The sequence below is a fragment of the Shinella sp. R2-11 genome (assembly GCF_055330205.1).
The window spans coordinates 114,554-129,071 of record NZ_JBVAPC010000003.1 but is presented as its reverse complement, the minus strand read 5'-3'; the positions used below and the strand labels follow the sequence as shown (position 1 = coordinate 129,071).

Below are 14,518 nucleotides of genomic sequence, written 5' to 3'. Positions count from 1 at the left end.
TATATTCATAAACCAATAGATGAATTATAACAAATAACATACTGTAATATATAAATTTTCCTTTACTTCTCAGGGAGAGCTTTCACTTAAAAGCGTCACCACAATTATGCCTAGAGTCTGACGGCACAGTCTGACCGGTTCAACATCTGTCCGGCAAAGCCGGCAAGGAGCACGGTCATGGCGCGATGGGCAAAGGCGGTCGTTGCGGGTGTGCTGTGCGTGGCGGCCGGCGTCCTTCTGGGCGCGCGCTGGAGCGGCGGCTCGCTCCCCAGCGCCACGCATGCCGAGAGCGCCGCGGCCCCCGCCTCCGCTGCCCGTCGCAATGCCGGCAAGCCCGCGGTCGTCGTCGCGGCTGCCGTCGCACGGGACTTTCCCCTGAAGGTGCAGACCTTCGCCACGGTGCAGGCGCCGGCCACCACGGCGATCAGCGCCCGCGTCTCCAGCCAGGTCACCGAAATCCATGTGAAGGACGGCCAGATCGTCAAGGCAGGCGACCTTCTCTTCCTGCTGGACGACCGCGCGCTGCAGGCGCAACTGGCGCGCGACCAGGCGAGCCTCGCCAAGGACGAGGCGGGGCTTGCCAGCGCCATGGCCGAGCTCGACCGGGCAAAATCCCTCCTCGGCTCCAGCATCTCGCAACAGACGCTGGAAACCGCGCAGGCCGCCGCCAACGCCGCGCAGGCGACCATCGGCGCGGACAGGGCGACGATCGATGCCGACAATGTCCAGCTGAGCTACACCCGCATCACCGCGCCCTTCGACGGTCGGCTCGGCACGGTCGGCGTCAGCGTGGGCGACATGGTGGGCGGTACCGGTTCCATCACAAGCCTTGCGACCCTGACCGCCATCGACCCAGTGGAGGTCTCCTTCCGGTTGCCCGAGCGGGAACTTCCCGCCATCAAGGCCGCGCTCGACGCCGGCCAGCCGCCGACGGTCACGGTGCTGCGCCCGGACAGCGGCGAGACCGTGGCCAAGGGGCCCCTCGATTTCATCGATTCCGCCGTCGACAACACGTCCGGCACCATCGCCATGCACGCGACCTTCGAGAACGGCAGCCAGGCCCTGTGGCCCGGCCAGTCGGTGACGGTCGTCGTCGAGAAGAGCGTCCTTGCCGCGGCGATCACCGTGCCGGCCGTCGCCATCCAGCCCGGACAGGATTCCGCCTTCGTCTTCGTCGTCAAGCCGGACGACACGATCGAGCGCCGGCCGGTGACGGTCGCCGCCTCCGACGACGTTTCCGCCGCCGTCGGCAAGGGGCTTGCCGCAGGAGAAAAGGTGGTCGTCGAGGGCCAGTTGAACCTGCGTCCCGGCCAGGCGGTCACGACGGCCGACGCGCCGTCGGCCGATTCATGAGGATGGACGGGCCATGTCGCTCTCGCAATTCTGCATCCGCCGCCCCGTCGCCACGCTGCTCCTGTCGATCGCCATGGTCGTCGCCGGCCTCTTCGCCTATGTGAACCTTCCGGTCGCGGCGCTGCCGCGCGCCGATTTCCCAGTCATCAACGTCTCGGCCTCCCTGCCCGGCGCCTCGGCCGAGACGATGGCGCAGTCGGTGGCCACGCCGCTCATCAAGCAGTTTTCGACCATCGCCGGCATCGACAGCATCTCCACCACGAATGCGCTCGGCAGCACCTCCATCGCCATCCAGTTCGAGCTGACCCGCGACATAGACGCCGCGGCCGCCGACGTGCAGGCGGCGATCACCCGCACGCAGCGCCAGCTTCCGCCGGAAATGACCAATCCGCCGAGCTACCGCAAGGTCAATCCCGCCGATGCGCCGATCCTGCTGCTTGCCCTCAGAAGCGACACCGTTCCGCTGACACGCCTCGACGCCTTCGCCGAGGACGTCATCTCCCCGACGCTGTCGACGCTCGACGGCGTGGCGCAGGTCTCCGTTCTCGGCAGCCAGCAATATGCGGTGCGCATCCAGATCGACCCGGATGCGCTGGCCGCCCGCGGCATCTCGGTTCCCGCGCTCCAGCAGGCCATCGCCGACGCCAACAGCGATACGCCCCTCGGAACGCTCCGGTCCGAGGGGCGGCAACTGACCCTCGTCACCGATGGCGGCCTCGAGAATGCGGCCGCCTTCTCGAAGATCATCGTCAGCAACGGCGCGGGTGGCCCCGTGCGGCTCGGCGACGTGACGAAGGTGGTCGATTCCGTCGCCAATACGCAGGTCGCCAGCCGGTACGACGGTTCGCGCGCCATCATCCTCGCCGTGCAGCGCCAGCCGGATGCCAATACCGTCGCCGTGGTCGACCGCGTGCAGACCATGCTGGAGACCTTCCGCCAGCAATTGCCCGCCGGCGCGAGCCTTGAGACGCTGAACGACCGCTCCCGCTCCATCCGCGCGGCCGTCAGCGACGTGCAGTTCACGCTGATGCTGACGATCGGCCTCGTGGTGATGGTGATCTTCCTGTTCATCCGGCGCCTGCGCGCGACGCTGATCCCGGCCGTCGCCGTGCCTGTCTCCATCATCGCCACTTTCGCGGTGATGTATCTGCTCGGCCTTTCCATCGACAACATATCGCTGATGGCGCTCACCATTTCCGTCGGCCTCGTGGTCGACGACGCCATCGTGATGCTGGAAAACATCGTCCGGCACATGGAGGAAGAGGGCAAGGGCGCGTTCCAGGCGGCGCTCGACGGCGCGTCGGAGATCGGCTTCACCATCATCGCGATCTCCCTCTCCCTCGTCGCGGTCTTCCTGCCGATCCTCCTGATGGGCGGCGTCGTCGGCAAGATCTTCAACGAATTCGCGGTGGTGGTCACGGTCGCGATCCTCGCCTCGGCCTTCGTCTCCCTCACCCTGACGCCGATGCTCGCCGCCCGCCTCCCCAAGGGGGCGATGCCCACCGAAGGCGTGCAGGAGCGCGGCATCGGCGGCTGGCTGGAGAAAGGCTTCGCCAAGGTCCTTGCCGGCTACGACCGGGGCCTTTCGCTTTGCCTGCGCTTCCGCTTCGCGGTCCTTCTCGTCTTCTTCGCCACGATCGCCGTCACGGTCTATCAGGTCTCGACGATCCCGAAGGGGTTCTTCCCGCAGGAGGATATCGGCCAGCTCCAGGTCACCACGCAGGCACGGCCCGACATTTCCTTCGACGCCATGTCCGCCCTGCAGGCCAAGGTCGAGGACGTCTTCCGCAATTCGCCCTATGTCGCCAATGTCGGCAGCTCGGTCGGCGCCTCCGGTCAATCCTCGCTGCTGAATTCCGGCCGGCTTTTCGTGGAGCTCAAGCCGAAGACCGAGCGCCCCGCGCTTGCAACCGTGCTGCGGGACCTGCGCCGGCAGCTCTCCACCATCGCCGGCATCCAGACCTTCATGTCGCCGGCGCAAAATCTCTCCATCGGCGCGCGCGGGTCGGCGAGCCAGTACCAGCTCGTGATCCAGAGCCTCGACCAGGACAAGATGAACGAATGGTCGGGCAAGCTCGTCGACGCGATGCGCGCCGAGCCAGCCTTCTTCCTCGATGTCAATTCCGACCTGCAGAACAGTGCGCCGCAGGCGCGCCTCGTCGTCGACAAGGACAAGGCGGCGGCGCTCGGCGTCGACACGGGCACCTTGCGCAGCGCGCTCTACGGCGGCTTCGGCTCGCAGCAGATCAGCACCATCTTCTCGGCATCCGACAGCTATGACGTGATCATGGAACTCGATCCCGCCATCCACTGGTCGCCGGAGCGGCTGGAGCAGATGGAGGTGCCGGCCGGCACCGGCAAGCTCGTGCCGATCGGCGCCTTCGCGCGTATGGAGATGACGGCGGGCCTTCTCACCGTCAACCAGCTCGGCCAGCTCCCGGCCGTCACCCTTTCCTACAACCTGCCCGCCGGGATGCCGCTCGACGCCAGCATGGCGGAGATCACCCGCCTGAAGGCTGACATCGGCCTGCCCGCGGATGTCTCCACGCAATATTACGGCACGGCGAAGACCTTCCAGGATTCCGTCGCCAACCAGGGGCTCTTGATCCTCGCGGCCGTCCTCACGATCTATATCGTGCTCGGCATCCTCTACGAGAGCTTCATCCACCCGCTGACTATTCTTTCGGGCCTGCCGTCTGCCGTATCGGGCGCGCTCCTCGCCATCGGCGTCTCGGGCTTCGACCTCTCGGTCATCGCGGTGATCGGCCTCCTAATGCTCATCGGCATCGTCAAGAAGAACGCCATCATGATGATCGACGTCGCGCTGACGCTGCAGCGGCAGGGCCTTGCCGCGCGCGACGCCATCCACAAGGCCTGCCTCCTGCGCTTCCGCCCGATCATGATGACGACGCTGGCGGCGATCATGGGCACGCTGCCCATCGCGCTCGGCAGCGGCGCCAGCTCCGAGCTCCGCCAGCCCCTCGGCGTGGCCGTGGTCGGCGGCCTGATCGTCTCGCAGACCCTCACCCTCTTCGTGACGCCGGTGATCTACCTCTACATGGAAGGGCTCAAAGATGCGGTCCGCAGGCTCTTCGGCGGCACGAGGGAGAGTGCACCGGCCGATGCGCTCCCCGTCCGGATATCGTCCGAGCCCTGATGCGCTCGTCGCCAAGATCGCCACCGGTCGTGCGGCGGCGTGAAATAGAACCGCGGGAGGGCATGTTTACCCGCGCCCCGGCGGAAGGCCTGTGCTATCTGGGGGAAACGATTCTTCAGCAGACTGTCCCATGAGCGCCAAGACCCGCGGCTACCTCTTCGCCTTCCTGGCGATCTGCATCTTTGCCGGCCAGGATGCCATCACCAAATATCTCGGCGATCGCTACCCGGCGCTCTTCATCACCATGATACGGTTCTGGGCGTTCGCGCTCTTCGTGTTCGGCTTTGCCGCCACCTCGCCGGGCGGCATCAGGGCGGCCATCCGCACGCGGCGGCCCTGGCTGCAGATCGTCCGCGGGCTGCTGCTCGTCGCGGAGATCGTCATCATCGTCTTTTCCTATGTGCATGCCGGGCTCGCCATGAGCCAGTCGATCTTCCAGGCGACGCCATTGATCATCACCGTCCTGTCGATCCCGCTTCTCGGGGAAGCCGTCGGCTGGCGCCGCGGCACGGCGGTGCTGGTCGGCCTTCTCGGGGTGCTGGTGATCATCAACCCCGTCGACGTCCATTTCGACATGTCGCTGCTTCTGCCGCTGGCCGCATCGGTGCTGTTCGCGCTCTACAGCATCGCGACGCGCGCGGTGAGCCGCGAGGATACGGCCGTGACGAGCCTCTTCTATGCCGGCGTCGCCGGCGCCGTGGCGATCTCGCTGATCGGGCCGTTCCACTGGAGCGCGGTAGAACCGTCCGACTGGTTCGCCCTCGCCGCGCTCTGCGTCTGCGGCACGCTCAGCCACTATTTCCTCATCCGCGCCTACGGGCTGCTGCCGGCCGCGGAAGTCCAGCCCGTGACCTATTTCCAGCTCGTCCTCAACGTCATCATCGCCGTCAGCCTCTTCGGCGAGAACGTCACGCTCAACATGATCATCGGCGCCCTCATCGTCGTCGGCGCCGGCCTCTTCACCATCTGGCGCGAGCACCAACTGGCGAAGCGGTGAGGGTCATCCGCCGCGCCTCAGACAAATCGCGGCGCCGGTCCGGCCAGCCCGGAAACGTCAATCCGGTGCAGCTTGCGGTAGCGAGATACCAGCCGCTCCAGCTCCGCCGCCCGTCGCGCATCGTCCCAGCCGCGAAACAGTCCGATGACGTCGACCAGTTCCTGCAGCGCATCATGGCCCAGTGGGCGCTCCAGGAACACCGAGCTGCGCCCGAAGAGGAAATCTTCGGCATGCAGGACCAGTTCGCTATCGCAGATGACCGCGATCTCCTCTCGCGAGAATTCCGGCAAGGCGGCAAGGAAGGTCTCGCCCTTTGCCAGCGCCGGCGCGACCGTTTTTGCGCGCGAGCCGTAGCGGGCGACAAGCTGGCGGGCTCTTTGGCGGGAAAGCCCGTGCTCATCCGTGATGGCGGACAACAGGCGCTCCGTCGAGGCAGAGGCCTGGGAAAGGCCCGCTCCGCCGCCGATGGGCAGATCCGCCGTCGAAGATGAGCGGCGCTTGCCCAGATGGACGAGTATCCTGTCGGTCGCTTCAGCCGAAAAGGCCCGGAAGGTGGTCCATTTGCCGCCGACAAGCGAGACGATCGGGAAGCGGCGCTCGCCTTCGGGGGAGAGTTCCGGCATCGAGTGATCGCGGCTGATGGCGCCGGGGTCGCTTGCATCGTTCGCCGGCAGGGGGCGAACGCCCGCATAGCTGAAGAAGATGCTCGCACGATCGACCGGAACCTGCGGGAAGAGCCGCCGGAACGCGCCGAGGAGATAATCCACCTCCTCGTCGTCACAGGCCACGCCGTCTGGATCGTCGACCGGGATATCGGTTGAGCCGAGCAACACATGTCCCATGAAGTTCGACAGGATGCAGATGCGCCCGCCCTCGGCCTCGAAATAGATCATCCGGCCGTGCAGCGTTTCGGCGAGGGCCGGAAGGTCGAGCAGGAGATGGCTGCCCTTGGTGCCGCCGATCATCCGGCGCCCGGGGGCCGCGCTGGCATTCACCCGGTCGATCCAGGCGCCTGCGGCGTTGACCAGCACGTCGCATGTCAGCGGGAACAGCTCGCCCGTATCGACATCCTGAAGCTCGATGCGGTTGCCCTTGATCCCGCTGAAACGCAGATGGTTCAACGCCATGCTGCCGGGATTGGCGGCCATGCCGTCGAGGGCGAGTTCCACGACGAGCCGTTCGGGCGACGTGATCCAGGCGTCGTAGTAGGAAGCCGCGATCTTCAGGTCCGGATCCAGATCGGGAATTTCGCGCAATATGTCCTGCCGCGCAATCATGCGGTGGCGGGGCATGGTCCGGTTCAGCGCGCCGTAGAGATCGTAGAGCCAGAGGCCGAGCTTGATCACCAGCGCGCCGCGCTCCGTGATCTTCGCAGGCATGCGCAGGAACTTTCGCAACGCCGGAACGATGCCGCCGAACCAGGAATGGATCGGGATGATCATTTCGAGCGGCCGGACATAGTGCGCGGCATTGCGCAGCAACCGATTGCGTTCCTCGGCGGATTCCCTGACCAGCCGGAATTCGCCCGTCTCGAGATATTTGAGTCCCCCATGGATCATGCGTGAGGGGGCCCTGCTTGCGCCGGCGCAGAAATCGCCCTGCTCGACGAGCAGACAGCCGACGCCCTGGAGACTGAGGTCGCGGAACGTTCCCATGCCGTTGATCCCGCCGCCGACGATCAGGACGGGGACATGGCCGATGCGGCGCAGGGCCTCCAGCCGGGCTTCGCGCGTGGTGTCGCCGGCGCTCATGGGGCGGTCTTCTCCTTGTAGCGATGCATGACCGTGTCGATGGCCTCGCGATAGCGGCCATAGCCGGCCTGAAGGCGGGGTACGGCCCGGCCCGGCTGGTAGATGCGCAGGTCCGGCGCGGTCCGCACGGTCGCCTCCTCCCAGTTGCCGTAGACATTCACAGCGATTCCCGCCGCAATGGCCGCGCCAAGCGCTCCGGCCTCCGGCATTTCGGGCACCTCGACGCGGCGGTTCAGCGCATCGGCGAAGAGCTGGCCGAAAAAGGGATTGCGGCTGCTTCCGCCCGTCAGCCGCACCTTGCCGACGCTTCCGTCCGGGTCGATGAGATCGACATGGTGGCGGTGGTTGAAGACGATGCCTTCCGCGACGGCGCGCAGCATGTGGCCCCGCCCATGCCAGCCGCGCAGCCCGAGAAAGGCCGCTGGCACATCCTCGGCATGGGGAGACCCGTAGAGATAGGGAAGGTAGACGATATCTGACGGATCGTCCGCGACGGCGTCCAGCTCGGCCTGAAGCAAGGCGAAGGGATCGCCGCCAGCCAGCGCGTCCCGCGCGGCCGTTCCAAGGAACCAGTCGAGATTGGCGCTGGAGGCGGGGGAAACCGACATGTTCATCCATTGGCCGGGGCGCAATCCATTGCGCGCATTCCAGCCCACCGACGTTCTCGGCATGTCGACCAGCATTTCATTGATCGAATAGGTGCCGGCGATGACGGCGATCGTGCCGGCTTTCGTCACCCCGGCCCCGACGGCGCAGGCCGTCACGTCATGCAATCCGGTGGCAACCGGCGTGCCGGCCGCAAGCCCCGTGGCGAGCGCCGCCTCCTCGGTGACATATCCCGCGATCTCGCAGGGCATCAGCACGTCCGGAAGGGCATTCGCGACGGCGGCAAGGCCGAAGAGGGCGAGCGCCTCCTCGCTATAGCGCTGCGTTCCTATGTCGGTGAAGGCGACGCTTGCCTCGGTGAAATCGGTCGCCACCCTGCCCGTCAGGCAGAAGCGGAGCCAGTCCTTGCAGGAGAGGACCGCGGCGATCCGCTCGAAGCGGTCCGGCTCGTGCGCCTTCATATGGGCAAGCAGCGGCGCCGGGGAGGACGCGAAGGGGCGCTGCCCCGTCAGTTCCAGCGCCTTTTCCGATATGCCCGTTTCATCCCAGTGGCGCAGCAACGGCTGGGCGCGGCTGTCGAGCGAGGTGGCGGCAAGGCCGAGCGGCGCACCAGCGCCGTCGAGCAGATAGAGGCCGTCGCCATGGCCCGCCACGGACACGGCGGCCGGGCGGACCGTCGCGCCGACGCTGGCGCTCGCCTGTTCCAGCGCCTCACGGATTGCCGCGGCGGAGGCTTGCCAATGCGCCGTCATGTCGCGCTCGACCTGCCGGGGCACGGCCTTGATCTGCGCGATCTCGCGGCGGGCAAGGGCCACGACCTTGCCGTCGTCCCGGAAGACGACGGCCTTGGTGACGGTCAGGCCGCTGTCCAGCCCCAGGAGATAGGCCGGCATTTCAGGACTCCAGCCGTGCGTGGCGCAGCCGCTCCTGCAGGCTGGCGAGATAGATCGCCACCAGAAGCACGCCGCCGAAGACGACCTGCCGGATCGAAGGCGGCACGCCATGGAGGTTCATGAGGTTCTCGATGATCGAGATCACCAGCACCGCCGCGAAGACGCCGCCGACATTGCCCTTGCCGCCGGTCAGGGCCGTTCCGCCGAGAATGGTGCCGGCGAAGACCATCATGATATCGCCCTGCCCCATGTCGGCCACGACGGATTCCAGCCGGCCGACCTCGAGAAGCCCGCCGAGCGACGCCAGGAAGCCGGCGATGACGAAGCAGACAATCTTGGTCCGCTCGATGTTCACGCCCGCCACGAAGGCGGCATGCTCGTTGTTGCCGAGCGCGAGGATATCCTTGCCGAGCCGGTGGCGGTCGATCATCAGCCATGCCAGGACGAAGATCGCGATCCACACAAGGACGGCCACCGGCAGGATGCCGAAGAGCTTGGCCGAGCCGAGATAGACATAGCCCTCCGGCAGATAATAGACGCCTTCCGGGATCAGATAGACCACGATGCCGCGCATCAGCAGCATCGTTCCGAGGCTGACGAGGAAGGAGCTGACCCTCAGCTTGACGGAGAACAGGCCGTTCACCAGCCCCGCGATGGCGCCGAACAGCAGCGTGCAGAGCACGGCAACGATCGGGTAGCTGTCGAGCCCCATCCCCTGGAAGAAGAACACGACGGCCAGCGCTGGCGCGAGGGCGAAGGTCGATTCCAGCGACAGGTCGACATTGGCGGTCAGCAGCACGAAGAACAGACCGAGCACCATGCAGCCGAGCGGGGCTGCCGCCCACATCACGTTTAGGATGTTGCGCGCCGAAAGGAAGCCCGGCACCGCCAGGCCGGCAAGGCACAACAGCGCGAGCAGGGCCCAGATCAGGTGCTTTTCCAGAATGAGAAAAACGAATTTGTTCACCGAAGTCATACCCGCACCTCTACGCCCTGTATCGCCTTGTAGATCGTCTCGACATCGAAGCCCGGCATGCCGCGCTTCAATTCCCGGACCGCACGTCCCTGATAGAAGATCAGGATCCTGTCGCAGATCTCGGCCAGCTCTTCCTCGCTTTCCGAGATCATGATGACGCCCGCATCGCGCGACAGGTCCTCGCGGATCATCTTCAGAATGTCCGGCTTGGCCGATATGTCCACGCCGCGCGTCGGTTCGTTCAAAAGCACCAGCCGCGGCGCCGTCAGCGAGAGACGGCCAAGCAGGATCTTCTGCTTGTTGCCGCCTGACAGGCCGTCTATCGGCACGTCGAGGCCGGGTGTCTTGACCTTGAGGCGCGTCACGATGGACCGGGCGACGGCCTCGCATTCGCCGCGCCGCACGAAGCCGAGCCGGTTCGTCAGCACCGGAAGGCCGGCGATGATCGCGTTTTCCAGCACGGAGCGGTTCTGGATCACCGCCTGCTCCTCGCGATGCTTGGGCAGGAAGGAGACGCCCGCCGTCTGGGCCGCCTTGGGGCTTTTCAAATGCACCTCGACGCCGTCCATCTCGATGGAGCCGCCATGGTTCGGAACGAGCCCGTAAAGCGCCTCGATGGCCGCGTCCTTGCCGGAGCCTTCAAGGCCGGCAAAGCCCAGCACCTCGCCGCGATGAAGCGCAAGGTCGAGATGCGCGAGGGAGCGGCCGGCCTTCAGCGCCCGCACCGTCAGCACGGGCGGAGCGGTGAATTCGGGCTGGTCGGTATAGTTGATCTCGGTTCGCGCGACGTCGCCGACAATCCAGTCGGCCAGTTCCCTGCCGGTCGTCGCCGCCGTCTCCAGCGTCGCAACGCGCTCGCCGTCGCGCATCACGGAAACGCGGTCGGTAAAGCCCATCACCTCGCTGACATGATGCGAGATCAGGGTGAAGGACAGGTCCGGCTGGTCGATGATCAACCGCCGCAGGAGGCCGAGCAAGCTCTCCTTGCGCTCGCTCGTCAGCGATGCGGTGATCTCGTCCAGGAGGATCGTGCGCGCCTTCTCGATGAAGACCGCGCGGCCGAATGCGAGAAGCTGCTGGGTCTCCAGCGGCAGGTCCCCCATGCGATCCTCGGGGCGGGCGCGAAGGCCGAGCTCGCCGATGACCTCCGCCGATTGCCGGCGCGTCACGGAGGGGGCAAGGAAATTCAGGCGGCCGCCCGGATGGCGCCCCATGAAGAGGTTGTCCGCCACGGAAAGGTCGGCGGCGAAGGCCGGCTCCTGGGTGACGAGCGCGATGCCGAGTTTCTTGGCCCGCGCCGGGCCGGAATGCGTCGGCGTCAGCGCGCCGTGTTCGGTGACGATCTGCCCCTGGCTCGGTGCGAGCAATCCCGCCACCATGGAGACGAGCACCGACTTCCCCGCGCCGTTCTTGCCGATCAGACCGTGTATCTCGCCCTTGCGGACGCCCAGATCGACGGAATCGACGGCCAGAACGCCGGGAAACCGGCGGGTCACGCCTTGCACGGCGAAGCTCAGCGAAGGGTCCAGTGTCATGTGAACTCCTGTTGCGGGAATGGCTGCGAGCGCCTGAACGCCCGCAGCCGAGGCCCGGTTACTTGCCGAAGTCGGGCATCTTGCCCGTCTGCTCGACCGTCATTTCGTTCGCCCAGTTGTGCGGGTCGTCGTAGTTCGCATCGCCCGGCACGCTATAGGCCTGCGTCTGGTACCAGGAACCCTCGATCGCGTCGGGCGTCAGCACCTTCACCGGCGCCCAGACGGGATCTTCCCCGTCGAGCAGCACCTTGCCCTCTTCCGGCAAGGCGTTGCCGGACATCAGCGTATAGAGCATCCGCATGGAGATGATGCCTTCGCCCGTCGCCGGCTGCACGGAGATATGGTCGATCTCCCCGCGGGCCATGGACTGGAATTCCGGCACCGTGCCGTCGATGGTCGCAACCGGGATGTGCTTGGGATCGTCGATCGGGAAGAGCAGGTCCTGCGCCTTGAAGGCCGGAACCGCGCCGCCGATGCCCATCGTGCCGTCGATGCTGGCGATGCCGAGGATCTTGTCCGCGCCTTCGCGCGAGATCACGTCGTCGACCACCTTGCGCGCCTTGCCGCCGTCGCAGCCTGCTTCCTGCTCGACGATCTTGACGCCGGGATATTTGGCGGCGATCGGATCGAGCGCCGACCGGTAGCCGGTGTGGCGCGCGATATCGAAGGAAGCGGTGATGATGCAGCGCAGTTCGATGAAGACGCCGCCCTTTTCAGCCCAGCCCTCCCCGCGCAGCGTGTCGAGGCGCTTGACCAGCGCCTCGCCGCCAAGGCGGCCGGCCGTCTCGTTGTCGAAGGCGACGAAGGTCTGCTTGACGCCGGGGACCCAGGCATTGGTCGTGACGACCGGAATATTGGCCTCCTGCAACTGCTTGACGATGCTGCGCATGGCCTCACCGCGCCAGGGCGTCAGGAGCACGCCGTCCACGCCGCTGTCGAACTGCGCCTGAAGCGCCTTGAGCTGCTGGCCGGCATCGTTCGCGCCGAAGACGTTGAACGTGATCGTGTCGCCGGTCGCGGTCTGGATGCGCTTTGCCTCCTGCTGCTGGCCGAGCGCGACGCCGTTGAAATAGATGTCGTTCGGTTCCCACCGGATGACGGCAACCTTGTAGTCCTTGGCGGACACGGCCCCTGCCATCAGGCACAGTGCCGATACCGTGGTCAGTCCTTTCAAAAAGCCTCGCATCCTATCCTCCTCTTGTGCTGGTGCTTGCTTTACAACCGGTTCTTCCTGCTGTCGCTCTTCGGAAGCTGGCCTTTTACGATCCAGCCGCCTGGTATTCCTCCGGTTCAGATGACCCGGTCATTGCCGCCATCCACCGGAATCTGTGCGCCCGTCGTCCGGGAAAAGGTGCTGTCCGCCAGCGCGACCACCGCGCGTGCCACGTCCTTCGACGTGACCTCGGTCCGCATGAGGTTGCGCGCCTTGTATTGCTCGACCGTCAGGCCGTAGCGCCGCGCCGACGTCGCCAGCGCCTCGGGCGTCCACAGGTCGGTGTCGAAGACGCCGTCGGGATGGATCGCGTTGACCCGGATACCCTCCGGCGCCAGTTCGAGGGCGGCGACGCGCATCAATTGCGTCAGCCCCGCCTTCGAGACGGAATAGGCGGCCGCGCCAGCGCCGGGCGCCAGCACGTTGCGGGAGCCGATGAAGACCACGCTCGGATCGACGCCGTGGCGCAGGAACGGAACGGCCTGCTTCAGAAGCTTGCGATGCGAGGTCAGATTGACCGCGAGCGATGCGTCCCATGCCGCATCGTCCAGCACCTCGATATTCGCGCCGGCGCGGAAGATGCCGACATTGGAGACCAGGATGTCGAGGCCGCCATAGTCGTTCACGACCTGCCGCAAGGCCGCGCTGACCTTCGCTTCATCGGTCAGTTCTACGACGATGCCTTCATAGCCCGGACGGTCCATATGGTCCTTGACGGCGGGGTTGATGTCGAGCCCCACGACCACCGCGCCGCAATCACGCAGCGCCTCGGCCGCGGCACGGCCGATGCCGGTGGCGCAGCCGCCGACAACGGCGACCCTGCCGGCCAGCGGCGGCAGCGCGCCCTGCGCCCGCAGCTTGGCCTGCTCCAGTTCCCAATATTCCAGCGCGCGCAGGTCGGCCTCGTCGAGCCCCTGCCAGCCGCCGAGACGAGCCGCCAGCCGAAGGGCGCGCAGATTGGCCGCGGCCACGTCCGCCGAGACGCGCGCGCGCGCCAGCGTCGGCCCGAAGCTGCGCACCGCGCCGTCGGAAAGCAGGGCCCAATGGGGATGGGGCGGCAGCGGTATCAGGTCCTTGTCGCCGCCGCGCTCGACATAGGCGCGGTATTCGGCGGCGAAGTCCTCCAGCGCCTTTTCCGGCGCCTCGCCGATGACGGCGGGAAAGGGCTTGTTGTGAATGACATGTTCGGGCGTCAGCGTGCCATGGCGCGAAAGCCGGGCGATCGCCGCGATCTCCGAAGCCGGCACGCCGGGCACGGGACGCGAGATCATGGCGCGGCCGGCGATGCGGCTGACGGCCCCGCGAAGACGGGCGATATCGACGGGATCGGTCGCGGCATCCGGGGTAGCCGGCAGGGGCGGAATACGGGCGGAAAGCCAATCCTCGGCGCGGGCGCAGATCGCCACCATGCGGTCATAGCTTTCCCGGGCCGTATCGCCCCAGGTGAAGACGCCGTGATGCTCCAGGATGATCGCATCGGCCTCTGCGAATTCCGGCGAAAGGAGCGCCGCGCGCATCTGGCGGGCGAGATCGAAGCCGGGTTTCACATAGGGCAGGATCATGACGCGCGGGCCGTAAATCTCGCGCAGCAGCGCTGTCCCATTCGCGCTGTTGGAGACGGTCAGCACGCCGTCGGCATGGGAATGGTCGACATAGGCGGCGGGAAACAGCGCATGAACGATCGCCTCGATGGAGGCGGCCGCGGCCTGCGGATCGAGGCGGGCGCGCTTGACCTCGGCCACCATGTCGCCGTCCGTCAGCGTTTCAAGCTCGGCGAGCGCCAGCAATGCGGGAAGATCGAGCGCGGTGAAGCCCTCTATGCCCATCGTGCCCAGGTCGAAACCGCTGGCCTTGACCCAGATCACCTGCTGCTCGTTTCCGAAACGGTCGGTGAGAGCCCCCTTGTAGGACGTGTTGCCGCCGCCATGCAGCACCATGGCCGGGTCGCAGCCGATGAGCCGCGACGAGTAGGCGCGCAAGTCGAGGCCCATGACGGCCTTGTCCGCTTCAGCCTCGTTCCAGAGGTTTTCCATGCGA

The 14,518-nt window shown here is 66.4% G+C and carries 9 protein-coding genes; 3 read left to right on the top strand and 6 right to left on the bottom strand.

Translation table 11 applies throughout. The features are described 5' to 3' along the window. The first annotated feature begins 177 nt into the window (after nucleotides 1-177). The 3 genes from ACZ1A1_RS09070 (at nucleotide 178) to ACZ1A1_RS09060 (ending at nucleotide 5,507) form a co-directional block, all read left to right on the top strand. On the top strand, nucleotides 178-1,353 hold the full coding sequence (locus ACZ1A1_RS09070; RefSeq protein ID WP_463619641.1) for an efflux RND transporter periplasmic adaptor subunit: 1,176 nt from the start codon (nucleotides 178-180) through the stop codon (nucleotides 1,351-1,353). Between the two features lie 13 nt (nucleotides 1,354-1,366). Further along, a complete protein-coding gene (locus ACZ1A1_RS09065; RefSeq protein WP_463619640.1) occupies nucleotides 1,367-4,510 on the top strand; it encodes an efflux RND transporter permease subunit in 3,144 nt (1,047 codons plus the stop codon). 130 nt (nucleotides 4,511-4,640) lie between these two features. After that, complete coding sequence (locus tag ACZ1A1_RS09060) at nucleotides 4,641-5,507, top strand: DMT family transporter (protein ID WP_463619639.1); 867 nt, start codon at nucleotides 4,641-4,643, stop codon at nucleotides 5,505-5,507. 17 nt (nucleotides 5,508-5,524) lie between these two features. Here the strand turns inward: ACZ1A1_RS09060 and ACZ1A1_RS09055 are convergent, their stop codons facing one another. The 6 genes from ACZ1A1_RS09055 to ACZ1A1_RS09030 all read right to left on the bottom strand — a co-directional run bounded on the left by ACZ1A1_RS09055 (nucleotide 5,525) and on the right by ACZ1A1_RS09030 (nucleotide 14,514). Continuing rightward, the gene (locus ACZ1A1_RS09055; RefSeq protein WP_463619638.1) at nucleotides 5,525-7,258 is read right to left on the bottom strand and encodes a glycerol-3-phosphate dehydrogenase/oxidase; all 1,734 of its coding nucleotides are present in this window, start codon (nucleotides 7,256-7,258) and stop codon (nucleotides 5,525-5,527) included. Continuing rightward, nucleotides 7,255-8,757: an FGGY-family carbohydrate kinase gene (locus ACZ1A1_RS09050; RefSeq protein ID WP_463619637.1), complete on the bottom strand. Its 1,503-nt coding sequence runs from the start codon at nucleotides 8,755-8,757 to the stop codon at nucleotides 7,255-7,257. Before ACZ1A1_RS09050 ends, ACZ1A1_RS09055 begins: the two co-directional genes overlap by 4 nt. 1 nt (nucleotide 8,758) lies before the next feature. Continuing rightward, nucleotides 8,759-9,724, bottom strand: coding sequence for an ABC transporter permease (locus tag ACZ1A1_RS09045; protein WP_313194244.1), 966 nt, complete (start codon nucleotides 9,722-9,724; stop codon nucleotides 8,759-8,761). A 5-nt stretch (nucleotides 9,725-9,729) separates the two neighbouring features. Beyond that, entirely contained in the window at nucleotides 9,730-11,268 is a 1,539-nt protein-coding gene (locus ACZ1A1_RS09040) for a sugar ABC transporter ATP-binding protein (RefSeq protein WP_463619636.1), read from the bottom strand. A gap of 58 nt (nucleotides 11,269-11,326) precedes the next feature. Then, entirely contained in the window at nucleotides 11,327-12,442 is a 1,116-nt protein-coding gene (locus ACZ1A1_RS09035; protein WP_463619635.1) for a sugar ABC transporter substrate-binding protein, read from the bottom strand. Nucleotides 12,443-12,558: 116 nt separating this feature from the next. Next, the gene (locus tag ACZ1A1_RS09030) at nucleotides 12,559-14,514 is read right to left on the bottom strand and encodes an SDR family oxidoreductase (RefSeq protein WP_463619634.1); all 1,956 of its coding nucleotides are present in this window, start codon (nucleotides 14,512-14,514) and stop codon (nucleotides 12,559-12,561) included. Nucleotides 14,515-14,518: the final 4 nt, after the last annotated feature.

Excerpts from the sequence above, each read along its gene's own strand:
- ACZ1A1_RS09070 (WP_463619641.1), top strand. The coding sequence starts at position 178 with ATGGCGCGATGGGCAAAGGCGGTCGTTGCGGGTGTGCTGTGCGTGGCG.
- ACZ1A1_RS09065 (WP_463619640.1), top strand. The coding sequence starts at position 1,367 with ATGTCGCTCTCGCAATTCTGCATCCGCCGCCCCGTCGCCACGCTGCTC.
- ACZ1A1_RS09060 (WP_463619639.1), top strand. The coding sequence starts at position 4,641 with ATGAGCGCCAAGACCCGCGGCTACCTCTTCGCCTTCCTGGCGATCTGC.
- ACZ1A1_RS09055 (WP_463619638.1), bottom strand. The coding sequence starts at position 7,258 with ATGAGCGCCGGCGACACCACGCGCGAAGCCCGGCTGGAGGCCCTGCGC.
- ACZ1A1_RS09050 (WP_463619637.1), bottom strand. The coding sequence starts at position 8,757 with ATGCCGGCCTATCTCCTGGGGCTGGACAGCGGCCTGACCGTCACCAAG.
- ACZ1A1_RS09040 (WP_463619636.1), bottom strand. The coding sequence starts at position 11,268 with ATGACACTGGACCCTTCGCTGAGCTTCGCCGTGCAAGGCGTGACCCGC.
- ACZ1A1_RS09030 (WP_463619634.1), bottom strand. The coding sequence starts at position 14,514 with ATGGAAAACCTCTGGAACGAGGCTGAAGCGGACAAGGCCGTCATGGGC.